Genomic DNA, 22,905 nt, shown 5'->3' with positions numbered 1-22,905 from the left:
CACCGAGACGCCTGCGGGCAGCTGCTCAGGGCGAAACTCTACCGCATGGTCACAGGACCAGCACCGAACCTCGATGTGCGTGCAGCCGGGCGAGAATAGCGGTTCAGCGGGCGGATTGGAAGCCATGCCGCATCAGGTATCCGATTCCACCGCGGGATCAAGCCCACCCCAGAACGGAAAAAAGCCCGCCCACCGATTAAGGCGGGCGGGCATTGGTATGAAGATATAGGCTACCGGACGACAGGCTCACCCAGCTTCGCCAGCGACTCACGTGCATACCGCTCAATCAGGCGGTCAAGAACACCATCACCCGGCGTCAATGCGGTCAGCGCGTCGGGCACACTCTCCTGTAGATACCGCACCACATGCGCCTTCAAGGTATCAAACCCCACGTCCGGCCCGTACTTCATTCCGCTCTCGACGGATGTAATGACAGCCTGGTGCAGCGCCTCTCGATGCTTGGCCTCGATTTGGATGCCGGTCGCGGCGGCGACTGCGCCGGCGGCGCGGTTCAAGATGAAGGTCAGCACCAGGCCGATGATGCTGAGAATGACCGCCTGCAGATCTGCGCTGGCGAATAGTTGAGATAGAAAGTCCATGTTCGGCTCCTTGGGGCTATTTGCGCAAAAGCGCGATGATCGCCGCCACAACAGCAGCGACGGTAATTGCGAAGATCGCAAAGGTGACGAAATCGGGTGTCATGCTTCGTTAGCCGACAGGGTACCGGTGTGTGCCGCAACAGCCGGCACGCCCTTCCAGCCTTTCGGGCCACGGCAGCCCAACAGGCGATCGCGCGAGATCCACGTTTCGGTAACGTTGTCGCTTTGATTGCCGCCAACGACCCGCACAGCCGTCTTGCTCTGGCCCGTCACGATCGCGACGTGACCGTTCCAGCTTTTGTCCTTGTGGGTGCGCCAGAAGACTGCAACACCGCCGAGATCCACACCGCACTCATCGCCGTATTCCAGCCACTGGCGCGCGCCCAGCCGGTTGAAGGCCTGCGGCTCCTCGGGTGCACCGACAGCCATGCAATGCGCCACGAACAGGCCGCACCAGGGCACGTCATCGCCGGGATACCACTGGTCGAGATTGCGGGCCCATTCCATGATGGCCGGATTGCTGGCGGATCCGGGCTTCTCGCGGGTGCCCAGCAGGTTGCGTGCTTCGGTCAGCCAAGGCGGTTCATTCCCAATTGCTACGGGCATCGGCGCGGCCTTGGCCCCTGCCCCCCACAGCACTTCCATCGTCAATGGTCCGGGGAAGGGCCGCGCGCGGTAGCCATGCGCCTCCTTGAATCGCGTGAAGGCGGTCTGCGTCATGGGCCCGTCCAGCCCGTCGATCAGCCCCTTGTACCAGCCGAGGTCAGCCAGACGGCCCTGATGCGCGGCCAACAGCTGCTGCATGAAATCCATTTCATCTCTCCAATGCAAAAAGGACCGCCGAGGCGATCCGTTGAGGTTTAAATTGTCGGGTTGGTCAGCGGTTGCGCGTGCGGTCTTCGATCCTGGTCACTTGCTCCGCGACGCGATCGAGCTTTGCGTCGATGTCGCGCAGATGCAGGATTTCTTCGAGCTGAACTTGCGAGATGTGCTCGATCTTTCCCTGCAGTTGAGGTGCACCGCAGCTTATCTGCGCAATCGCCTGCGCTGTCGCAGCACTCGACGGCTTGCCACGCTTGTATCCCCTCATGGCCATCACGCAGGTCGACAGGAACGTCGCCACGCCAACAGCCAGCAGGGTCATCACCTCCTTATCGATGCTCTTTAAAAACGCACTGAACCATTCTGGCATCTGCACCGCTCCTATACGCAGAGAGCCCATCGAACAGGGCGAGTAGAAGATAGGTGAACACACCGGAGGAAAGCGCTGCCCCGTAGACGAGGGTCGGCCAGAAGAACGCCATCGCCAGCGTAGAGAAGATCGCCGACCCAAACATCGCGCCAGCCATGCGCAGATAAGGCGACCGGTGCCAGTTGCCGTTGATATGCAGCGCCGAGAGACGCAGTGCTGCAATCAGCACCATCGGGGTAGCGATTGAGGCCTCATCTAACCCCATCGACAGGAACGCCCGAAACCCGCTCGATGACGTCAGCGTGTTGCCCGGCAACGCCAGACAGATTGCAAAGAACAGCAGGACAAGACTGCACAACCATTCGGTTGCCCTGCCCTGCTCCATGATGTTGAGGCGGATTGTGTTCATTTCGAACCTCGCATGTCGTATATAGGCCGAAGGATCCTTTGCTTTAGAGAACCTTGATGACAGCATAGCCGTAGTCTTCGCTGGCGCTCACGTAAGCGGGCAAGCTGGCTGGCATTGTCCCACCTTTAAGCGACACGTTTCGGCTATCCAGCACTGTGAACTCGCGGCCCTGCAAGTCCGTTGGGATGGACAGACGGTCCAGCTTTGTAACGTCGTGCCAATCGACAAGCACAAACGCCGTTGTCGCTGTGCGCACAATATAGAAAGCGGTACGCTCGGCACTGCTCGGGCAGACATGGCGATACGCCGTGACGGTGTAATAATCCCCGGGCTGCGCGATATGATCGCCCTTGTCCATTGCGCGGAAATACTGTTTGCCGCTGGAGCCGAAAAGTTCAAAGGCTAGGGCACTCACACGATCACGGCGTACATCATAGGCGGCATCGCCTACGGGCAGGAAACCTGCGGCAAACGCTTTGTCAGACCAGAGCGACAAGCATCGGTGCGCATACTCCCCATCGGCCTGCAACTCCGCGGCCGTGAGGTAAAGTGTCCCGCCTGTAGCAACGGTCGCAGGCTCAATGCGGGACAGGTCAATCGTGCTGCCTTGGTACGTCATAGGCAACGCGCCAGGAACGTAGAAGCTCAGGGGGTTACCTGCCCGCATGACTTGAATACCCATGAAATCGGACACGGGGGTGGCCTTCAAGATGAGCCAATCGCGCGTAACCGTCATTTGCCCGTCACGGTCCCAGCGATAGGTCGTAGTCATTGTGTAAGACGGGTCGCCGGATGGTGCCAGCCCGCCTAACACGCCGCCGTTGGCGATCCACCAGTTGATGATCTCGGAACGCGCCAACATATCGCAGGTTTCTGAGATCGTCACGTTATCGTCGTAGAGCCACGTCCCTGAGGTAGCGGTTACTCCCTCACCATCGACGGACCTCGATATTTGGTAGTTGGCATCAGGGCGATAAAATTGCGTCTGAGTAACCGCAGTCACGGTGAAGTCCGCAGTGTTCGTCGCACCGCTTACGTGGGTGTAAGTACCTGTGCCGGGAGCCGTGTTGATTGTCCGGTGTGCGAGGATGAGCGTGTTTGCATCCTGAACTTCGACGAGGACAACCTCCCCACCACTGAGCGACCAGATAGAACCTTGATCCGCCTCAGCCAAAGTATGACTGTCCACAGTTGCCACGCCCACAACATAGCCGTGATTGCCGCCGATGGTCGCATCTAGCGCATGATCCGGCGCAATGTCGTCTGCTCCGTCACGAACGGATACGCCGTTAAGGAAGGTGCCCCGAATGTTCAGGCGGCATGGGTATGTCGTCAGTGTGTAAACAGGGAACGGAATGAACTCGTTTCGGATCAGATCGCCGGAGTTAGCGCTTTCCACATACGCGGTGCCAGCGCCGTTAAGTACCAGCTTCGCGGATCCTGACGCGACAGGGCCAGACGTGACCACCCGCTCACCGTTCAACCAGTAGTCAGGCTGGCCTGTGAACGCCTGATAAGGCCTCGCCGTGTGACCTACACTGAGCATAATGTCGTCGGGTTCTGGGTAGGACGTGGATGCCACGTTAAACGCCATAAAGTATGCGCCATCAGGAATGGTGACGGTCTTGGGGGTGAGGCCCCCGCCCGTGTTGGCCCCGATGTGCGCAGTGTCACTTTCAGACGAGAAGAACCCAACCTCTGGCTGTCGCCCGCCAGCCGCGCTAATCGTGAAAACGTCGCCTGGAGAAACTTCAATGAAGTTTGTGCAAGCCCATCCCGCCGCCGTCCGAATTTGCCCGTTAGTGCTGACGTAAAACCCCGGACGCTTAAGGCTTATGTCAAACTGGTTAGACACATCGACGTAGTTCGCTTCCGCAAGTCCCAACCGATCTTCGATGGTAAACGGGCCAGTTTCAGAAACAGTGCCAACCCGCGCCGGATCAATGTAGCGGTCAGGCTCGCCGGTGTAGTCTTGAAATGGAAACGCTACCGGACCCTCGTTCAGCATAATTTCCGCAGGTTCAGGCTTGCTCGGAGAATAGGCCGTGAAAACAAGGTATTTCGCGGTCGCGGGCGCGGTTACTGTGACTTCTCCATTAGTCGCGTTGGAGAACGAAATGGCTGCGCCGTCAGACGCCGCTGAGTAAAAACCAATTTCCGGCTGGCGACTGCTTGAGGGATTCAGAGTGTATTTTTTACCTGCAACAACAGGGATGAACTGCGACACTCCCCAGCCCGCCGCAGCTTGGATCCCGCCGTTGCTGGTGTTGATGTAGTACCCGTCGCGCGTGGAGCCGTTATACAGGTTGGTGATGTCAACACTATACTGGTCTACCTCTGCGAACTTCCCGTCCACATAGGTTTTGTCGGCTTTGGCCGAAGTGACAGACAATCCCTGATCTACCCACGCGGAACCGTTGTAGAGCCAGACGTGTTCGGTAGAGCGGATGTAGGCACGTTCACCCGATACCATGCCCGTGATGGTGCCGCGCGCCGCATCGTCGGCCACAAGGTAATCGTATTGCACAGCGTCCTCTGCCGCGTCACGGGCCAACCCCGCAGCTACAACATCCTCTCCCGTTGCCACACGGTCCAGCGCAGTTTGCGCGGCGTCCTCGGCCGCTAGAGTCGCCGCCGCCGCAATCGTCGCATAGTTCGCCTGCAGTTCATCAACCTGAACCTGTGTAAGGGGCGTCCCAATTTCGGACAACTGCGTTGCATCCCCGCCATCGTTCAGCCAGAAGATCAGTTGCAAATCCGACGCGGTAAAAAAGCCCTCGCCATCGCTGGTCCGCGCAAGTCCTTCTGTCGTATCGGTTGCATATATAAAGCCGTTGATAGCCGCCGAAGATACCGCAGCAATCGCAGAGTCAATCAGCGCCTCAAGCGCCTTCTTTGTGGTTGTCTTGGGGTCGGTTCCGGTAGTTGGCATAGTATAAGCCATGCGGTTAATCCTTATGCGTCTGTTGTGGCTGAAACGCTGGCTGTAAATGCCGATGCGCTGGCGTATTCGCCGCGAGAGCGGGCGAAGTAATAGCGGGTTACCGAGGTGCCTAAGCTGCCCTCGTTAATGCTCACGATTGTGTTTTGGCTGGTGTAGATGGCAGTGCCGATCAGGCTGGCCGCGCCGCTGTCGTCTGTGTCGCTGCCGTAGATTTCGACGGCGCGGAAGTCGGGATCGTTTGGCGTCCGGAAGCTGACTGTGATTTCGCCTGCACCGCCAACCGCTGTGCCTTCAATCGGGATATCAATTTCGATATCTACAACAGGCTTCACGTCTTCAATCTCGACCCAATCGGAGTTCCCGTTAGGGCCGACAGCGCGGACGCGGATATCGTAGAACAAATTGGGCGATCCTGAGAGGTGACCAAACACCTTGCCGGAACCGTCGCGGACATCGTGGCCGATCACGCCGCCTGTCTCGTACTTGCCGAGAAGCTCGCCGATCCCAGCGTTTGACTTATATTCCCACTCGTAGCCCGTGACGCCTGACGTTGACGGATCGAACGCAAACCGGATGCGGGGGATAATGGTGCCGCCCGTGTTCAGGTTCACCGCGTCGCCCGTTGTGACGCTCAACGCGCCGGGGTCTGCCGTGCCTGTCCGCTCGTCGTCGTATTCCTCGTCAAAAACTTCTTCTTCGTCGTCGGCTGGCACCCAATCATAGATAGCCGCGTCATGCTTGACCAAGGACGCAGGCAAGCGCATGGCGACTTCCCCGCTTTCCCCAATCGGGTCTAAGCCGGGGTGAATGCCTTCAATCTCGTACACGCCGTCAAGCGCGTCGTAGGGCGATGGCAGCGCAATAGTGACCGTTGCCCCGCCCACAAGGTTAAACGCCTCTGGGGGCAGCGTGCCGCCCTGTATGCGCTCTTGTCTGCGCTGGCGTAGTCCGGTGATTTTGCGCACCCGCATTGCCTGCGTTGGTGAAGGGCAGAACGGCAGATCGACCGTCTTGACCGCAGGCACCCCGCCGTCAGCAGCCAGAGCACCTGGAATATCCCAGGGGGTCAGATCCGCAGTCTCGTACCCCCGCGCTGCCGAAAGGTAGCTGACGCGCAGTTGGTTCACCAGTTCAGCCCCCGGCAGCATGTCGGGAAACTCGAACCCCTCGCCCAGAAGGTAGGTCAGTGTTTCGGTAGGCTCACGGTAGACGCCCGCCGCATAGCCCAGTTTCCCACCAACGCGGATAAAGTCAGCCGCGCCCGATATCATCATCGGGTTAAGCTGGTCTTCAATCTCACCTTCGTTGAAAACCAGCGTGCCGCCGCAGATATAGCGCTTTTCGCTGCCGCCGGAGTTCAGCGTCACCACCTCGTCACAGGCGTTCGGGCCGTCCTCGTCAAAGCTGCTGTGAAGCTGTTCTGCGCGGTAGCCTCGGATCGGGTTATTCATCAGCGCGTCACGAACACAAAGCGCGTGGTTGTCGCTCCAAGCGGTGATGCCCGTGCGCGGGTCTTCGACCAGTGACCACCGTCCCTCAACCTCGACCAATGGAGGCGTAGACGGCCAGCGCTCCTGCCGCTTGCCGCTGTCGCCCGCATCCAGCTTGAGCCAGATCATCGTGCGGCCCTTCCAAGCGTCGGTAGTCTTCCACAGGTGATCTGCCGAACCCTCGACATAGGCCGCGTCGTCGGTGAACTCGGTAGGCGGTGCGGTGTGGTCGCCACGACTTACCCAGACGGTGACATGGCCGCTAAACGGGTCTTCCGTAGCCGTCGCGCCGGGGCCGTCCAGATCGAACGCATCGCCGGTCAGGACCACTTCGCGCTTATCAAGGTACAGCGTGAAGGTTGATAGGTCCGATGGCCGCGAGCTAAGCAGCCACGCGCCGTAGATTTTCTTGCCCTTCACGGGTGTCCCAACTGGTGTGCCTGTAGCGCGGCACTCCCCATAGGGGAAACGATAGGCGGGGGATGTTGTCGGCTGCGCCAGATCCCGCGCAACGTCCTGCACTTTCGGCTTCTTTGCAAAGATGGCAGAAAAGGCTGTATTGACCAGGAACGAAACGCCGAATTGCACCACGGCAGAGCTGATCGCCCCTGCCGCCGCCGCGCCGAAGCCAAGAGCGGTTGCCGCGCTGGTGATTGCCCCGCCAATGGCACCGATGATAGGCGCTAGAAACGGCATGTCCACGCCCCCAGAATATCGGCCTTCACTATTGCCATTCCGGCCTCCGTCTTCGCGGCGTATTCGCCGGATTGAATGCAGATCGCCAAGGCCGCGCCGAACGTGTCAGTGCTTGCGATCAGGGCTAGGTCGCCCGCCTTGGGTGTGGTGGTGTGCGGTAGGCCAAACGTCGCCCCGCACCATGCGAGGTAGCCGCCTGCCCGCTTGAGTATCCGCGCCGCGCCTATGGCGGTGCTGTAGTCGTCTCGGCATCCCTCAAGGGGGTCAGCGCCGTGCAATGCCTCGAAGCCCACACAAGCCGCCGTACAGTCGCGCCGAAGGCCCCACGCGAACGGATCGCGCAGGTTATCAAAGGCAGCGTTGAACGCCGCCCGTTCTGTTATTCGGGCCACTGTTGAGGGTTGAACCGTAGCTTGTTGGCGTTCTGGACGTGCCGCCCCGCCGTATCGCCGGGGTATTTGGCGATCTGGTCTTCGTAGCTGTGCGTGATCGACGCAGACGAACGCGCAGAGGGGCCAATGCCTAGCCTCAGCACCATATCATGATCCAAGCCAACGTCTGAGCGTGAGAGCGCCCCTGTGCGGCTATCAAAGTAGCCTGTGAATAGTTCCACGGGGTCCGTCGCCAGCACATTGCCGCCCGCTGTCGTTGTGGTCGCAAACCAGACGGTTAAATCACGGTTGCGGATGATCTTGCCGCGTTCTGCCAGCATGTCTTCCACATGCGCCGCGACCCGCACCGTCGCCTCAGACGTTGCCAGCCCGCCTTGCTCCATCGGGGCCGTGAATTGCACAAGCTTGCCCGCGCCAATCCACGTTTCCCCATCCCATGACAGGTTCCCCGCGCCCGTGTGCAGTCGGATTTCCTCGCCCGGCCAATCGGCATAGGTCAGCAGCACGGGGTGGAAGTGGCCCTTGAGGTCGTCAATTAGCCCCGTTGATGCGCCGCGTGTTAGCCCCACGGGTTCACCTCCGTCCAGCCGTCGTTGTATTCGTCTTCGAACACCTCGCGGAAGTCCCACTGATAGCCAAAGGTGCCTGTTACGCCCTGCACCGAACGGGGAACGCCCAATGCCTCGAACACGATATTCTCGCGCTGCCCGATGCTGACCAGCCCCGTCAGGGTGAATGCTTCGGGCTTGTCTGTGCGGATCGTCGCCACGCCGGACGCATCCGACCGCGCAACCGTGAGGACATACGCGCTTTCCTTGGTGTCGCCATCGGTCACGCTGATCACCTCAGAGGGCCGCGCCAGGATACGCGAGGGAGGCAGGCCGGAGACGGTCAGGCTATGCCAAGGCCCATCCGTTGCGGGTTCGCCTTGCAGCGCATATGCCCCGTCGCCCCACAGCAGATCCACGCCGCCCGCCGTCCACAGCAGGTCTGTTCCGTCGTCGGTCCATTCCAGCACGTTGTTTCGCAGGTTCAGAGCTCCGCCCGCGAGATACCAGAGCGATGAAAGGCACTTGACGCGCACGAGGTTAGGCTTACCCGCCCACATCCGGTTGAGCATCCGAACGTAGCCCGCGCCCGCCTGATCCGTGCCAATGCCCGTAATATTCGCCGTCGCCACGCGCCGCGCCCGCTGCGCCGATGATGTGCGCGGTCTGCCCTCAATCAGCCCGACTGAGCGCGATTGCGGGTAGACCTCGGCCAACTCCCATCCGGTAAGCTGGAAGGGGGGCCATGCGATAACGTCTGTCATTATGGTGACCACCCCAATTTGCTGTTCTTGAAGGATCGCTGAGAAGCGTTAACCGACTGCCCGACAATGCCCGGAGCCGCGTTTTGCACCACGCCGCCGCTGATTTGCTCAACCTTGGCTTTCCAGTTGCCGTCATCATCGACGTACACGCGCACGTCCATTTGACCGCCGCCGCCCTGCATCGCCGCCGCCGTTGCTCTGGTCGATGTGACCATAGCGGGGCCGCGCACGAACTCAGGGCCGTTTTCGCCCGCAATGCCGACCTTGCCGGACGGGATTTTGCCGCCCTTGTCAAACATGCCAGCGAAGACGCCGCCAAGCAGACCGCCGAAGCCGCCGCCCGACTTACTGCCGCCGCCCGCAAACATACCCTCACCGAACAGTAGATATTCCAGAGCCGCCCGCTTGATGCTGTTTGTGAAGGCGTCCATTGCGTCAACGCCACCCATAGCCGCGTCAATCACGCTATCCTTAAACTCGCCTTGGATTTTCTCCATTGCGGCGATCTTGTCGCGTGCAAGGTCGTATTCCTCGGCCAGCTTTCCAACCGCGCCCGCCTCCTCGTCAATCTTCGCGGTCAGTTCTTCGGTGATATCAAGGCCGCGCTTTTTCGCCTCGTCTAGCAGCTTGTGCTTGACGGTCAGCGCCGCGACCTCGCCCTTGGATTTGCCCAGCATTTCGACTTGTCGGTGAAGGTTTTGCAGCGCCTCTTCCGAGATATTGAACAGCGGCTCTTGTTCGCGCCCGCCCTTGCGCCCCGAACCCGAACGCCCGCGTGGGCGGCGCACCTTCGGCTCTGGCAGCACGTTGCCATCACCGCCATACAGCGCAGAGTTTTCGCGGATCAGGGTTTCGCCAGCAACGCGCCCTTGGCCGTATTGCTCGTATTGGGCGGCAAGGTTGGATTTTTCCTGCGCCTGTGAGGCCGCGATAAGTCGCGCCGTTTCCAATGAAACCCCAAGGTTTTCGGCCAGCCGCGCCGCCTCGTCTGCACCGCTGGCGATATTGGCTGCAATGTCGATCTTGGCGAGGTTCAGCGCCTGAATTGTTGCCTCGAGAAGCTGGTCGTAAAACTCTTTGCCTTCGTCCGTCGCCTCTTCAAGGTTCTTGGTCGCACCGTTGATGTAATCAGCCAGCGTTGCCATTGCCTCGGCCTGCTCTTCCGGCCCTTTGGCTTGCCCGATGGCGGCGAACTGTGCCACGACCTCATTCGCCTCTATGGCAGTCAGACCCAACGCATCGCCAAGATCGCTGATATTCGACCGGACATCTTGCAAATCGGAAAGCCTCGAAGTCAGCTCACCCAATTCACGGTTTGCCGCAGCGAATTGCGAATCCGTCATGTTTGACGGTTGGTTCAGTTCGTCCATACGCGAAGAAATATCCGCGATAGTCTGGTCAAGTTCTCGCACCTCGTCAGGTGTGAACCCGAACACACCAGCAACGCCCAATTCATTCGCAACGCCACGCGCCGCAGTATCTAGTGCGGCGCTTGCCCGGATTTGTGCGATCTTGCGATTGATCGCGTAAATCGTTTCGGCTTGAGCGGCCATGTCGCCGAACTCTTTTGCCATGTTGACGCCAGCCAGTGAATCCGCAGCGCGTACAGCCTCAATACTTTCACGCAGCGCTTTCAGCTTGTCGGTCAGGTTCCCCGAACTCTCGGCTGCATCATCTTGAGCGCCGACCATGTTCCAGATTACGCCAGCCAGCGGCGCACCAACGGCCAGCACTGCACCCATGATAGCGCCCCACGGGCCAAGAATGCCCAGAAGCTGCGAACCTTGCTGCGTGAAAGCTGTAAGCGCCGATGTGCCGCCTTGAACCTGCACCGCGAAGTCGCCCACCTGATAGCCGCCCTGCTGGAAGATATGCCGGTTGCGCGTCATGAAGCCGGTTTGTGCCGCAACGCTGCTATTCATCGCAACGACATTGCTTGTCAGTCGCTTCGCACGCTCGGCGGTCTGCTCATATTCGCGCTGAACAAGGTCCATGCCCTTGGCGTGCTGTGCCGCATCAATCGTGCCAGCTTCAAGCGCCGCGTTGAACCGCAATTGCTGCTTTTCCAGCTTTGCTTCTGCCGCCGCAAGGGGCGTGAACTTGCGCTCAAGTCGATCAATTGCCGCGCCCGCAGATTTGGCTTTCTTCTCGAATTCCTGTTGTTTGAGCTCCAGGAGGATGGCAATTTTTTCGGTTGGTTCAGCCATGCTTTGCCTTCAATTCCTCGAACTGCTCCCAAGTGGGCGGGGCAGTTGTTTCGCCTGCGTGTGCTTCGTTCCAACCCTCGACAAAGAGGGACCAATCAGCGGGCGTCATGAGCCGCCAATCGGACATGCTTAGACCGGCGCTGATGGCGCTTTTGATTTTGTCCGGCGCTTCGTATTTGTCGGGGCGCTCGGTGCGGACGATCCAACTAAATCGTCGGCTTTTTTTTTATCCTCTGGCGGCAGGAACGCGGCCAAAAGCAAGTCCTGCGCCATTGCGCGGATCTTGTGGTTTTCGCTTGGGGGCATGTCGTCAACCAGCTTGTCAGCGGTCTTATCGTTCAGCCCGCCGCCCACCAGCCCCAAGGCGACTAGATCTCGGCAGTGACGTGCCTGCGGTTCGCCCTTGCCTAGCAACTGGTCAAGCATGGCGAAGATGCCTAGCCCGTGCTGCCGCTCGAAGCGTTCAATCTCACCATTGCGAAGGATCAGCGGGCGGCTTTCACCGCCCAACTGTTCCAGCGTACCGCCCAAAGGGGCGTCTGCTGTGATCGGCATTATGCAGCGTCTGTGAAGGTTGGTGCGCCGCTGGATGCCAGAGCGAAGCTGTAGGTCACAGCGCCTTCTTGCTCCCCGCCGAATTCCACGTTGTCAACGTGGAAAGCGCCTTCGAACGTGCCAAAGTCTGGGATGATGACCTGGAAGTTGCCAATTGCATCAGCAGTGTCCGCCGCGTCCGTACCGAAGGCGATTGCCTTGAAGCGGGCAAGCGACGTGCCGCCCTCGAAGATGCCATTGCCCGATGTTGCCAGGGAACGCATCCCAGTCATGACTTCCTGCCACAGTTGCCCGCCGGGGGCCGTGCAATCCATCGTGGTCACATCGAAATTGTTGTTGTTCACGGTCAACGTCTTCGACTGGATGCCGCAGAGAGTGGTGAACGCTTCGGTTTCTGCGCCGTCGCCAATCTTGATCAGCAGAAGTCGGCCTTTTTGCTTTGCCATTGTTTAGGCTCCTTGTGGAAAATGGACGCCTCGCGGCGTTAAGTCCTGCCTTGCCCAAGGGCGGGATATGGGCTTACCCTTGCGAGAATTGCACAAAGGAAATTCTATGAAACTGGTGCTTATCTTCGCTGCATTATTCGCAGGCCCTGCGCTCTCCGAAGGCATATGCGAAACCGCCATGCGCTACCGTATTGAAGCAAGCGAACAGTCCGCGGAGCGAAGCGCTTGGAGGAACCAAATCAGATCCGAATTAGAGGAGGCGCTATCTCTTTCGATTGGAACGCCTGCCGAGGCCCATATACGGGCGGCTCGTATCGCCCAGAACCAAGCCATGATCTACGACCTTAAAGGCTCCCGAAAGATGCAGGGGCTTGGGTTTGAAATGCTGTCTGATTGCGGTCTGACCGCTGATTAACCGTCCAGCAGCGCGGTAAACGCGACGATTGCCGTATAGCTTTGCCCGTCGTTGTCCTGATCCACCGTCTGCGTCTGCCAATGGACCTGCACCGTGTCGTATCCCGTGACCGCCAAAGCAGCCTCATTCAGAGCCGCCACGATAGCCTCTGCGCATCTGGTGGCCTCTACCCGCCCAGACGTTAGCGGGCGGCTGAGCGCCTCAATCCCAAAGGTCAGGTTGGCAGCGCTCTTGCCGTCCGTCCGCAGGGGGCGCGGTTCAATCCCGCCAATACGGATATATGGTCGCGTGGCGCTTTGCGGGGGTTGGTCGTAAACCCGCGTGCTGACTAGCGCAGAAACGCCAGCGTCAGCCTTAAGCACCGTGACAAGCGCCGCTTGCAGCGCCAGAGCGTAACCGTCAGCCATTGAACAGAACCGCCAGAGACACCAAAATCGCAACCGATAGAATTGCGCAGAAAAGCTTACGGCGACGGGTTTCGGCCTCTATGCGGCGTAACTTCAACGCAAAATCGTCAAGCTGATAAGACATATTGCCAAGCATCACTTCACCACCTTAATTGCATCTTTGATGGCCTTGCGATTCCGCGCCGCCCGTTTCTTCTTCGTCGCGCTCAGCGCAGGGTTAACAAACGGACGCGGCCCGCGTTTGCCCTCGATAACCTTTGCTTTCGGCCCGAAGTCGATAAGCTGTGAACCATCGTCTACGGCGACATTGCGGATAAGCGCCCTATTCGTGCCGGATCGCTGGGGAATAAGAACCTTTGCCATATCCACCACCGATTCCGCGTTTTCGCGGTTGGCACGGGCGAACTGTTCCTCAATCTCGGGCGTGATCCGCTTGAGCATGGATCGTGTCGCCTCGAAGCCTGATTTCTTCACTGTCCGCCGCCTGTCTCGACCAATAGATCTAGCATCGCGCCCTGATCGTCCGCGTTCGCGATACCTCTGATATTCCATGTCTCGCCACGGGCAACCGCCTGGTCAGCTTCGGTTAGCCCGCGCGCCTGGACACTTGAGCGGATGCGAATTGTGGCCGTCCGGACGTTCTCGACCGATCCCGCGGCAACACGCTCCTTACCAGAGGTTTCGCGTACGTTTCCCCAGACCGTGAACAGCGGCTCAAACGCGCCGGTCACATTGCCATACGCATCAGGGGTTTCTGCCTGCCGATTGAACGCGACCAGATGCCGAAGCTTGCCAGCCCTCACAGCATCACCCTGTAGCGCGCCAGAAGCGCACTCACAGCCATCGGCAATTCGATGGCCGACATTCCCATGACCACCGTTTCGCGGTTGTCGTACCAGTGCCCGACCAGCATCTTGATCGCGACCTTAAGGCCCTCATCCACATCATCAGCAGCACCGAACCCTGCCGTGATCGTGATCTTGACCGGGTAGCGTGCATCGTTCAGCTCCGGCGCCTGAAATCCGTCGACCCACTCCAATACCGTTCGGGCCGACGGTGCATCTGTGATGACCAGTTGGCTCTCGGACACGGTCGTTACCGTGCCAGATATGTCGATATAGCTGACAGCGACATCCGTAACCGGCTCGATCGGCAAGGCGAGACGGTTTGGCCAGGCATCCAACTCCAGCAACCATTCCTGCTCAATAATGGCCCGCCCGAGGATTCCGGACGGGCCATCAAGATAGCCAACGGCAGCGGCGATGAGAGACTCAATCAAGGAATTCTCCTCATCGTGATTGACACGACAGTACTCCTTTGCCTCTTCCAGTGAGACGGGCAGTTCAGCAGGATCAACTGTGCGTGTCAGCCGCATTGGTTAACCCTTCTTTCCAGTCGCGTCGGCCTTGGCCTTGGCATCCGCTTCGGCTTTTGCCTTGGCATCAGCCTCTTCCTTAGCATCTGCATCGGCCTTCGCGTTGGCGTCAGCCGCCGCCTTTTCCTTGTCCTCAGCCTCGGCTTTCGCTTTCGCGTCGGCATTTTCCTTCGCTTTGGCATCAGCGTTGGCGGCTTCCGCAACCGGATCAACTGCAGCCCCTGATGCGATCAGCTTTTCGGCCAACGCATCATTGAAACCTGCGGTCTCACCAGCCTGATACATCTGATACGCCTTGATCAGGCGCACGATCTTCATTGTGGCAGGCGGTCAAAACCGCCGAGGACCAACACCGAGGACAGCTCGGCAGTGTCAGTGCCGGATGCGCTCAGGTTGGGTGTGAAGTTCGCCCGCACATAGCGGCCAGCGCCAGCAAGCGGAAGATCAACTTCCAAAGTGCCGGAAACCGTCCCGCCGCCTGAGGGGCCCGTCGCGACGACGGTGCTCACACCGGTTTTCAGGGTGGTCGCATCACCGAGGTCATCCGCGTTCCCGCTCTCGACGGTATAGCCGATCGAGAGGGTTTCACCGGCAGCCAGGGTGGCGGTATAGGGGATCGCCAGGACGCCGGAAAGCGGGTGGCCGCTCTCCATCAAATCGATGATCACACCGGTGACCGCAGTAGCATCCCCGGTGCCGCCGGCCGTGGCCGCTGCGTTGGCCGAGGCACCCATCACGGCGATCAGCGCCCCGATGTTTCGCAATTGAGTGGTCATTTCACTTTCTCCTTGGGCAACGCCCATTTGGGCTTCGGCCAGGATTGCCCAGCCGAAGCGCGTTTGGTTCAGTCTTCAGTCAGATGAGAGTTGGCCTTATGTGCCCCAGGTGACGCCGGTCAGGATGGACAGCGCCGCCAGATGGCGCAGGCCGATGTCATGCTGCATGATCATGCGCATCAGCGTTTCATCACGGCTAAACGCTGCCTGCATTGTGCCACTCGCATCTTTGTAAGCGGCTTCGGTCGACATCGCGATCTCAATGCCCATGTGCTCGCCGACCATAACGTGACCAGGGTGCACCAGCATGATCTCGGACGCGATGCCACCGTCGCCTAGGTTGTCGGGGATTTCGGTCGTGATGTGGACAGGCTTCTTGCGAAGCATGTTGTCGCCCATCTCTGGGTAGACCTTGTTGCCATTGCCGTCACGAAGGTTCGTCAGAAACATCGCCGTCCGGGGCGACATCGCCCAATGCGCGCCGGTATAGACAATATTGTTGTTACCGAGGGCCAATTCCATCGCACCAAGATCGTTGTCGACCTTCTGCACGTCCGGGGAAGCCGTCATTGTCAGAATATGGGTGGCCTCAAACGGCGTACCGATGTGCTGGTAACGGAAACCCTTGGGCTTGTACTCGGTACCGGCACCGCGCAGGAAGTGACGATCTTGAATTTGCGCAGCATCTTCGACGGCATCATCGCGGATCATACGATCCACAGCCGTCGAGCTGGAGCGCAGCAGGTCATTCGAAACCGGAATGATGCCGCTGAGCTTCTTCGCAGACAGCTTGACCTGCCCGTATTCGTAGCCAGTTGCCGGCGCATCTTCCTGCTCGCCGCCATAACCGAAGTTGGCACCGCTGACGCGGCGGTTTGTGGTCATGTTACCGTTGGGCATCGGCACGATGCGCGGGCCCATGGCAGTCACAACGCTGACAGGGCGCAGCAGCTCGATCACTTCGGTCGAAACGTCTTCAGGCACAAGAAAACCGCCTGCGGTACCGGTGCTCATGTTCTGATTGGCAAAGAGGCCGCTGTCGCCATTAGCTTCAGCCATCTGTTGCGCCACGTAGTGGTTGCCACCCGCAGCTGCGATCGTGCGGACCATGCGGCCAAAGGTTAGGCCCTTTTCAGCGGGTTTCGCAGGCGTGGTGTCAGCAGTCGGCGCGGTGCTGCCGGGAAGAGGCTCAGGCATACGTGCAGCGGCAGCGCGGCGGCGCTCAAGATCTTCGAGGCGTGTCAGTTCAGCCGCCGCTTTGTCATCCTGCGCTTTCAGCGCATCAAAAGCGGTTACCTGCTCGGCAGTCATATCGTCACCATCGGGCACAGATGCGAGCAGCGCATCCATTTGGTCGATGATACCCGCGCGGCGGGTTCTCAGCTCAAGGATTTTATCCATGATCAGCTCCTTATTGCGGCACGCCGCGTTTCGATGTCGGTGGAAGCGCGCGCACGGCTTCCCACCACTGGTTGCCGGGTGCGCCCGGATTTCTCTGACAACAGCGCCTCAAGGGTGCCGACACGGTCAGCCATGCCCGCCGCCACAGCACGGGCAGCGGAGAGCATCGCCCCTTGGCCGAAGTCGGCGCGGACACGGGCTTCGGTCACTTTGCGACCGGCAGCGACGTCGGCGATGAAGACTTCTTCGATCGCATCAATGTCACGCTGGATAGCAGCCTTGCCATCGTCGGTGCTGGGATCCGGCCGTTTCATAGGTGCGCCGGTGCTGACGACTTCATAGGACCGGCGACCATTGGTATCTGGGGCCTCTTGCCGGGACATTGAGGCGACAACGCCGATCGAGCCCACGGCAGCGGATCGATCCATAACGATCTCGCTGGCCTGTGATGCCAGCCAGTATGCAGCCGACGCGCCGTTGCCGGTGATGTATGCGGTGATCGGCTTGGTAGACGCCCGAAGGGTCTCAGCGGCCTCACCTAAGCCGGACACGACACCGCCAGGGCTATCGAACAGCATCACGATGCGCTCGACGTCAGCTGATGCCAGGGCAACCCGATGATCACGCATCACAGCATCCAGTGACGTGCCGTCGGTCGATGCGTTGACCATATTGGCACGCGGGAAGATAGCGCCGATCACAGGTATAACCGCGCAGCCGTCACGGATGGTCGACATCCGCGCACCTTCCAACCGCGTACCGACAGCAGCGATTGCCATCTTGGACGCGTCGACGTTCTCGATATGGCCGTCCCGCGCAATGCGCTCAAGAATATCGTCATCCAGCGCGCGCGCCGCGATGGCCTCGATCGCAGATAGATAGTCGGGAAGGATCGCCCAAGGCTGCGATCGGACAGCTGCAATCAATGCAGTCAGATCTTTGCTCACTCGTTTTCTCCATTTGCAGGGGGGCTTTCGGCAGACCTGCCAGCCACTTGAAAGTTGGACGGCATCCAGTAGTCGGTGCCTGCTGCGCCTGCGATATCGGGCTTGTTCTCGTAGCTGCGCAGCTCGTTGCCGTTGACCATGCCCATCTGACGCTGGAGCCAGAACGCTTCCATGCGGCTCTTCAGGTCACCCTTCACAAGCGCGTCGGTGACGTGCTCGAAGTAGAAGCCCTCACGCGCAAAGGCCTTGGTTGCCGCCTGTGCCAGCCGCGCATAGTGCGGGCCAAGGTGATAAATCACGAACTCAAGCGATTGCTGTTCGATGTTGCCGAAGGTCGCCTTTGACAGATCGAAGATCAGGTGCGGCGGCACGCCCCAGATCCGCGCAAGGTCCACCACCTGAAACTGTCGTGTTTCCAGGAACTGGCTCTGGCGCATGTCATGGGTCAGGAAGTTCGCCTTGAGATCCTGATCGAGGACGGCGATCATCTCACCGTCCTGCCCTGCGTAGAGCTTCGACCAATCTTCCTTGATCCGCCGCTTGTCCTCAGTGCCCACCTTCTGCTCAGTCGACAGCACAGTCGACGGCCTGCCGCCCTTATTCCAGAACTTTGCCGTGTGGTCGGATGTGGCAATCGCCCCACCAAGCGCGTCGCGCGCATACTGAATCGGGTTAAGACCGTTCAACCCGTTCCGAGAAAACCCCGGCACATGGAAGATATCCCGCGCTGGAAAGCGTTCATGTGAACCATCGGGCAAAGTCGCATCATAGAACAGGATCGTGCCTTCCTGTCGGTCAAAGTATTCAGCGACCAGTACCGTACCCGGCTTGAGCCGCGTTAGAACTTTTGCCCGCCCGTCCGCACCCCGGCTGACATAGGCGTAGAAGTCACCAGCCAGAAGGATATCGGCCATCAGCAGTTCGAGAAATGCAAACGGTGTCTGATGACTGTTCGGCGAAACCTTGAAGAGCTTGCCTTCGATCTCCTCCAAGGCGGTAAACCGGCCACCTTGCCGGCGTTCGTAGTAGTGCAGCGGCGTCATCGCAAAGACGCCCGTCAGGATCCGCAACGCCTGCAGCGTAGCTGGAATGGACAGAGCGCTCTTTTCGTCAACACGGACGCCGGTTTTTGAGCGACCTGTAGTGACAATGCCGTTCCACTGGCGTTCGCTCTGGACATCTGCACCCGCCGCCTGAAGCGGAGGCTCGGCGCGCACGGATTGCGTCGCCTGCCCGCGGGCTGGCTTCCAGAAGTCCATAATTCCCATGATCAGATCCCTGTGTATTCAAATGCCTGCGCACCGGCGGCGACCGGGTTGCGCGACATCATCATGAAGGCATCGAACGTCGCCATGAGCGGGTCGATCTTTGCCTTGCCGGCTGTTTCTTTCGTGATCAGGACAGCGTTGCCCCGTTGTTCAGTTTTGGCGTTGCCAAGAACCCAAGCCATCATTGGCGAACCGCAGTGGCGGAACGTCCCGTTCTTGAGCTTACGTTCCATGCCGTTGATCGCAGGTGTCAGTCTGTACCCCTGCCCCACGGCCACCATCATCTTGTGCTCGACGCCACGTGACGCCATTTCATCCACCAGCGCGCTAACACCCATCGGATCGAGGCCGACCGCGCCTTCTTCTGGCAACAATCCGGATTCGAGCAGCTGCTCGACAATATCCGCGACCTCGACAATGTCCCTGGTCGGCTCATCATCTCCAACCGTGATCAGATCCCCAGCTGCTGCAAAATCCTGCAGCGTCGGCGCTATTTCCTTGCGCTTGAAGACTTCCGGATGCGCCCAGGCTTTCGCCCAATGCAGCCAGTCTTTGGTTTCCCGGTCCCGACCGATAACGGCCAGCCCCATCAGATCGTCCAGACCGCCGCCATCAATCCCGACCACTGCGACCTCGCACCGCGCAATCAGCGATTTGAGGTCGAGGCCCTTCAGCACAGCGCCTTCCCAGTAGTTCGCGCCAACCCAACTGTTCGACTTTAGACCAAGGCCAATCTGCACATTGAAATGCTGGGAAGCCAGAAGCGCCAGCTCAGCAGGTCCATCGCGCAGCGCGGTTGTCAGTTGATCCGCCAGAAACGCTTTATCAACGGATCTGTTCAGGTTCGGGTTGACCAGCCCCCAGGTTGCTGCGTCCTTCCATCCGCCCGACTTTTGCATCTTGGCCGGAAGCTCATAGAGAACCGCCAGCAACGGCAGCACCAGTTCACCATCCCGCACCGCGCGGGCCCGATCGAGTTCTTTCTTGAACACGCCCGCCGGCGGCGCTTTCGACTGCGTCGTGATCTGCAGCAAGAACCCGTCAGGCCGCGCCGCCAGCGCGCCGCGCACCTCGATAAATACCGCATCGGCCTTCGACTTGGTGGCAAACTCGTGCGTCTCATCGATCAGCGTGAAAGTGGACTTGCCCCCTGTGATCGCATCCGTATCAGCCGCTTTGATCACGATCTCGGCCAGCGAGATGCGATGCGTGATTTTCTTCAGGTGATCCTGAAGATGAAACGTGCGGGTTAGATCCGGGTCCAGACGGATGATGCCCTTGGCCTGCTTGAACGCGATTGCCGCAATCGTCTTGGTCGGGGCGATCAGCAGCAGCTCGGCTTCGGGCCGCTCGTTCATAATAACTGCCGTAACGATGATCGCAGCCGCGATGCTCGACTTGCCGTTCTTCTTCGGCACCATCATGAAGAATTCGCGGATCATGCGCCGCTTGGTGACCGGATCATAGGATCCGAAGATTGCCCGCACGAATGAGAATACCCAATCATCACAGGCTTCGCCGTAAGTCGGCGTGCCGATTATGTCCGGCACCCGAAGCCGCTTGAAAATCCGCAGTGCTTTTTCTGCGACGTTGTCGAACAGCGGCAAATCGGGGATCAGCGAGCGCCCCTGAACGATCCTTTCTTCCCAGTCCGAGACCGCCGTCGACCAGTCTGCTTGTTCTTCAGGGAGAGCATCCAGCATCAGTGTGTCTGGCCTCCGGTGAACTGAAGATCGTCACCCCAGTTTTCACTTTCCGAAGCCTCTTTCGCCTCTATCGCTGCACGTTCCTTCTTGCCCATCTTTTCCTTTGGATCGTTATCGCTCTGCGCACGCTCAAGACTGCGGGCAGCATACATGCGATCGTTTTTATCCATCATCTGGTCCAGTAGCTTCAGCGCCGTCATGTTCCCTGCGTTCGCCTGCTCAAGGGCGATCTCGAATTGACGCGCAACCAGCCTGTCGCGCATCACGTCCCGAATTTTCAGATCGGCTCTAAAATACCGCTTCAGGGTGGCCAGCGAGATATCTAAAGCGTTGGCAATCCGTTGGTTGCCCCAACCCAAAGCCAGTAACATCTTGACTTTATTGCGATCTTTTTCGCTTGCCTCATATCGTGGTCGCCCGCGCTGACCGAGACCGGGCTGGATGGGGTTCCCAAAGAGGTCAAAATGTTCATCCACCGAAAAAAATTCTCCGCGTGAGGGAATGTGCCGGTCTAGGTCTGGATCAGGGCTTAGGGATTTGACCCCCCATACCCCTGCGCCAACCGACTATCGTTCAGCGCGCTCCGCCCGCTGCTTTTCGCTATTGTGGCACGGCGCGCAGAGGCACTGAAGGTTCTGGTCATCCCAGAACAGTACCGGGTCACCGCCATGTCTGATTGTGTGGTCCGCAACAAGTTGCGATGTATCTGACCGAACATCACCGCACATCTTGCAGGTGAAGCAGTCACGCAAGAGGACTGACCAACGCAGCCGCTGCCAGCGCGCCGTCTTGTACCAGCTGCGCCAAGCAAGGCGCTGGTCACGTTCCCTGCTCTGATCGTTCCGCGTCTGAGGTGCGAGGTATCCCAGCTTTGGTGACACCCGGTGCAGGCCATCAGGTAACTGACGAAGCTTGCCCATCCGTGACCCCTAAACGCAAAGCGCCCGGAGCGGGTTTACCGTCCGGGCGCAGAAGTGTTGTTGGCATGATGTCTAGGGGGGCTAGACCTGAGGCGCAATACCTTTCTTCCAAGGCGTCATGGGTGGCATGCAGTCATCCACTGACCACCTGGATAGATTAGTGTGTATTTCAAATGTGATACGCAGTTCACTTAATGCAGACCACCACTGTAAATAATTGCGCCGAGCCGCTGCTACCTGCCCCGCATCAGGCCGATACACGATAGGACAGACCTGCACATCATGACGACGAGGTCTCAAGCCAGAGGAATCAATCTCGATGCCGAGGCTCATGGTCTTTGCCCTTCGACCATACGGATTGACGTGCCAGTCTTTCGGTTCACAGCGCGGCTGCACCCCAACGAACGCGTCTGGCATCGCCCTCGCCCGCGCCAGTTCAGCAATCTGCACGGCCATACGCCGACCACCACAGCCCTCTGGTAACACAGCCACAGCGGCTGCAACCAAGTCAGCATCAGGATCCGGTAGCGACCGGCCACCGCCATCGATACGACAGCCGAGCGCGCCGCGCTGCGCCATCAGGTAAGCATTCCCGATCGAACCATAGCCCATTGCCAACGTGCCTGCGTCTTCGAAGTCGATCGAGGCGCACTCATCCGAAAAGGCCCATTCCAGCAACGACTGGATGCTGATCTGCCGCCGCACCCTTCCGTTTGCATCCCCGACCGCCTGAGCTGCCACTGTCTTGCCAATACGGCGACCCGACTGGACGAACCTTTGCGCCATCATGCAGCATCCCCCGACACGTCAGACTGATTGCCGACCAACCCTTCGACATAGGCGACTTTGCCCTGGTACCACTGAAGCCACTGGGCCTCATCATCGGGCATGGTGTGGCCCCGCGCGATCCGATCCTTGGCAAGCTCGACCCGACGCCGCCATTCTTTTGCCTTGTCAGCGACGACTTTCTTATCCATCGGCTTGACCGGCGGTCGCTTGTGCATCGTCCAGAACCAGTATTCAGCCACCAGCCGATCCCCCAGCACAGCCGCACCACCCGCCGCTGACGAGAACCAGCGCAGCAATGCGGGCAACTCATCCAGTGGCCGGCGCTGAAAGCTTTCAGCCAGCCCCAGCACTGTCGCAGGCGTTGGCCAGAAGCAACGGGCCGCACCCTCGCCTTTGGTGCGGAGCGACACGCGCAAAGCGTCCAGCCCGTCGTCCTTCAGATAAGCCAGATCGTCAGCCAGCCGATCCAGACGCGTCTTTGCATCCTCTGCCGTCACACCCTTGGCAAACCTGAACCCGTCAGCCTTCAACGGATCGATCAGCAACCTGCGCACACGGTCCCGTTTGGTCTCTGTCGCCTCTTCCATGCCGTTCCCCTTTTCTCAGCCTAACCACGTATCAGCAGACACAACGCCCGATCTGTCGCGACTGTGTCTGTT

At 59.4% G+C, this 22,905-nt stretch carries 27 protein-coding genes; 1 reads left to right on the top strand and 26 read right to left on the bottom strand.

Annotated elements, in window-relative coordinates:
- Positions 1–230 precede the first annotated feature (230 nt).
- The 12 genes from B3849_RS12005 to B3849_RS11950 all read right to left on the bottom strand — a co-directional run bounded on the left by B3849_RS12005 (position 231) and on the right by B3849_RS11950 (position 12,242).
- A complete protein-coding gene (locus tag B3849_RS12005; RefSeq protein ID WP_286780211.1) occupies positions 231–599 on the bottom strand; it encodes a hypothetical protein in 369 nt (122 codons plus the stop codon).
- A gap of 99 nt (positions 600–698) precedes the next feature.
- The gene (locus B3849_RS12000) at positions 699–1,412 is read right to left on the bottom strand and encodes a TIGR02594 family protein (RefSeq protein ID WP_286780210.1); all 714 of its coding nucleotides are present in this window, start codon (positions 1,410–1,412) and stop codon (positions 699–701) included.
- 64 nt (positions 1,413–1,476) lie between these two features.
- The gene (locus tag B3849_RS11995; protein ID WP_286780209.1) at positions 1,477–1,791 is read right to left on the bottom strand and encodes a hypothetical protein; all 315 of its coding nucleotides are present in this window, start codon (positions 1,789–1,791) and stop codon (positions 1,477–1,479) included.
- Positions 1,751–2,200 carry a hypothetical protein gene (locus tag B3849_RS11990; protein ID WP_286780208.1) on the bottom strand — a complete coding sequence of 150 codons (450 nt, stop codon included), beginning with the start codon at positions 2,198–2,200 and terminating at the stop codon, positions 1,751–1,753. The genes B3849_RS11995 and B3849_RS11990 overlap by 41 nt, the downstream gene beginning before the upstream one ends.
- Before the next feature lie 43 nt (positions 2,201–2,243).
- Positions 2,244–5,144 carry a hypothetical protein gene (locus tag B3849_RS11985; protein WP_286780207.1) on the bottom strand — a complete coding sequence of 967 codons (2,901 nt, stop codon included), beginning with the start codon at positions 5,142–5,144 and terminating at the stop codon, positions 2,244–2,246.
- Positions 5,145–5,155: 11 nt separating this feature from the next.
- Complete coding sequence (locus B3849_RS11980) at positions 5,156–7,330, bottom strand: phage tail protein (RefSeq protein WP_286780206.1); 2,175 nt, start codon at positions 7,328–7,330, stop codon at positions 5,156–5,158.
- A complete protein-coding gene (locus tag B3849_RS11975) occupies positions 7,318–7,722 on the bottom strand; it encodes a DUF6950 family protein (RefSeq protein ID WP_286780205.1) in 405 nt (134 codons plus the stop codon). Before B3849_RS11975 ends, B3849_RS11980 begins: the two co-directional genes overlap by 13 nt.
- Positions 7,710–8,291 carry a hypothetical protein gene (locus B3849_RS11970; protein WP_286780204.1) on the bottom strand — a complete coding sequence of 194 codons (582 nt, stop codon included), beginning with the start codon at positions 8,289–8,291 and terminating at the stop codon, positions 7,710–7,712. The genes B3849_RS11975 and B3849_RS11970 overlap by 13 nt, the downstream gene beginning before the upstream one ends.
- Complete coding sequence (locus B3849_RS11965; RefSeq protein ID WP_286780203.1) at positions 8,282–9,034, bottom strand: hypothetical protein; 753 nt, start codon at positions 9,032–9,034, stop codon at positions 8,282–8,284. Before B3849_RS11965 ends, B3849_RS11970 begins: the two co-directional genes overlap by 10 nt.
- Positions 9,034–11,241 (bottom strand): hypothetical protein, encoded by a 2,208-nt coding sequence (locus B3849_RS11960; RefSeq protein WP_286780202.1) that lies wholly within the window; start codon positions 11,239–11,241, stop codon positions 9,034–9,036. The genes B3849_RS11965 and B3849_RS11960 overlap by 1 nt, the downstream gene beginning before the upstream one ends.
- Positions 11,242–11,370: 129 nt before the next feature.
- Entirely contained in the window at positions 11,371–11,772 is a 402-nt protein-coding gene (locus B3849_RS11955) for a GTA-gp10 family protein (RefSeq protein WP_286780201.1), read from the bottom strand.
- A 23-nt stretch (positions 11,773–11,795) separates the two neighbouring features.
- Entirely contained in the window at positions 11,796–12,242 is a 447-nt protein-coding gene (locus B3849_RS11950; RefSeq protein ID WP_286780200.1) for a phage major tail protein, TP901-1 family, read from the bottom strand.
- A 106-nt stretch (positions 12,243–12,348) separates the two neighbouring features.
- On the opposite strand from B3849_RS11950, the gene B3849_RS11945 reads away from it, so the two are divergent.
- Positions 12,349–12,657: a hypothetical protein gene (locus tag B3849_RS11945; protein WP_286780199.1), complete on the top strand. Its 309-nt coding sequence runs from the start codon at positions 12,349–12,351 to the stop codon at positions 12,655–12,657.
- Here the strand turns inward: B3849_RS11945 and B3849_RS11940 are convergent.
- From B3849_RS11940 to B3849_RS11870, 14 genes are all read right to left on the bottom strand, one after another.
- Positions 12,654–13,064: a DUF3168 domain-containing protein gene (locus tag B3849_RS11940; protein ID WP_286780198.1), complete on the bottom strand. Its 411-nt coding sequence runs from the start codon at positions 13,062–13,064 to the stop codon at positions 12,654–12,656. The two genes, B3849_RS11945 and B3849_RS11940, sit on opposite strands and share 4 nt — an antisense overlap.
- Positions 13,057–13,200, bottom strand: coding sequence for a hypothetical protein (locus tag B3849_RS11935; protein ID WP_286780197.1), 144 nt, complete (start codon positions 13,198–13,200; stop codon positions 13,057–13,059). The genes B3849_RS11940 and B3849_RS11935 overlap by 8 nt, the downstream gene beginning before the upstream one ends.
- The gene (locus B3849_RS11930; RefSeq protein ID WP_286780196.1) at positions 13,200–13,538 is read right to left on the bottom strand and encodes a hypothetical protein; all 339 of its coding nucleotides are present in this window, start codon (positions 13,536–13,538) and stop codon (positions 13,200–13,202) included. Before B3849_RS11930 ends, B3849_RS11935 begins: the two co-directional genes overlap by 1 nt.
- The gene (locus B3849_RS11925) at positions 13,535–13,867 is read right to left on the bottom strand and encodes a phage head closure protein (protein WP_286780195.1); all 333 of its coding nucleotides are present in this window, start codon (positions 13,865–13,867) and stop codon (positions 13,535–13,537) included. The genes B3849_RS11930 and B3849_RS11925 overlap by 4 nt, the downstream gene beginning before the upstream one ends.
- A complete protein-coding gene (locus tag B3849_RS11920; RefSeq protein WP_286780194.1) occupies positions 13,864–14,439 on the bottom strand; it encodes a head-tail connector protein in 576 nt (191 codons plus the stop codon). Before B3849_RS11920 ends, B3849_RS11925 begins: the two co-directional genes overlap by 4 nt.
- Positions 14,440–14,442: 3 nt before the next feature.
- Entirely contained in the window at positions 14,443–14,757 is a 315-nt protein-coding gene (locus B3849_RS11915) for a hypothetical protein (protein ID WP_286780193.1), read from the bottom strand.
- The gene (locus B3849_RS11910) at positions 14,754–15,215 is read right to left on the bottom strand and encodes a hypothetical protein (protein ID WP_286780192.1); all 462 of its coding nucleotides are present in this window, start codon (positions 15,213–15,215) and stop codon (positions 14,754–14,756) included. Before B3849_RS11910 ends, B3849_RS11915 begins: the two co-directional genes overlap by 4 nt.
- Positions 15,216–15,311: 96 nt before the next feature.
- Positions 15,312–16,616 (bottom strand): phage major capsid protein, encoded by a 1,305-nt coding sequence (locus B3849_RS11905; protein ID WP_286780191.1) that lies wholly within the window; start codon positions 16,614–16,616, stop codon positions 15,312–15,314.
- Between the two features lie 2 nt (positions 16,617–16,618).
- Positions 16,619–17,563, bottom strand: coding sequence for a S49 family peptidase (locus B3849_RS11900; protein WP_286780190.1), 945 nt, complete (start codon positions 17,561–17,563; stop codon positions 16,619–16,621).
- The gene (locus tag B3849_RS11895) at positions 17,560–18,831 is read right to left on the bottom strand and encodes a phage portal protein (protein WP_286780189.1); all 1,272 of its coding nucleotides are present in this window, start codon (positions 18,829–18,831) and stop codon (positions 17,560–17,562) included. Before B3849_RS11895 ends, B3849_RS11900 begins: the two co-directional genes overlap by 4 nt.
- A gap of 2 nt (positions 18,832–18,833) precedes the next feature.
- On the bottom strand, positions 18,834–20,534 hold the full coding sequence (locus B3849_RS11890) for a terminase large subunit (protein WP_286780188.1): 1,701 nt from the start codon (positions 20,532–20,534) through the stop codon (positions 18,834–18,836).
- Positions 20,534–21,013, bottom strand: coding sequence for a resolvase (locus tag B3849_RS11885; protein WP_286780187.1), 480 nt, complete (start codon positions 21,011–21,013; stop codon positions 20,534–20,536). The genes B3849_RS11890 and B3849_RS11885 overlap by 1 nt, the downstream gene beginning before the upstream one ends.
- A gap of 525 nt (positions 21,014–21,538) precedes the next feature.
- Positions 21,539–22,246: a hypothetical protein gene (locus tag B3849_RS11875; RefSeq protein WP_286780186.1), complete on the bottom strand. Its 708-nt coding sequence runs from the start codon at positions 22,244–22,246 to the stop codon at positions 21,539–21,541.
- A complete protein-coding gene (locus tag B3849_RS11870; RefSeq protein WP_286780185.1) occupies positions 22,243–22,833 on the bottom strand; it encodes a hypothetical protein in 591 nt (196 codons plus the stop codon). Before B3849_RS11870 ends, B3849_RS11875 begins: the two co-directional genes overlap by 4 nt.
- Positions 22,834–22,905 lie beyond the last annotated feature (72 nt).

This window comes from Sulfitobacter sp. UBA4523 (assembly GCF_002388305.1).
GTDB lineage: Bacteria > Pseudomonadota > Alphaproteobacteria > Rhodobacterales > Rhodobacteraceae > Sulfitobacter > Sulfitobacter pontiacus.
Note: the sequence above shows the minus strand (reverse complement) of the source record. Positions and strands in the feature narration are given on the sequence as shown.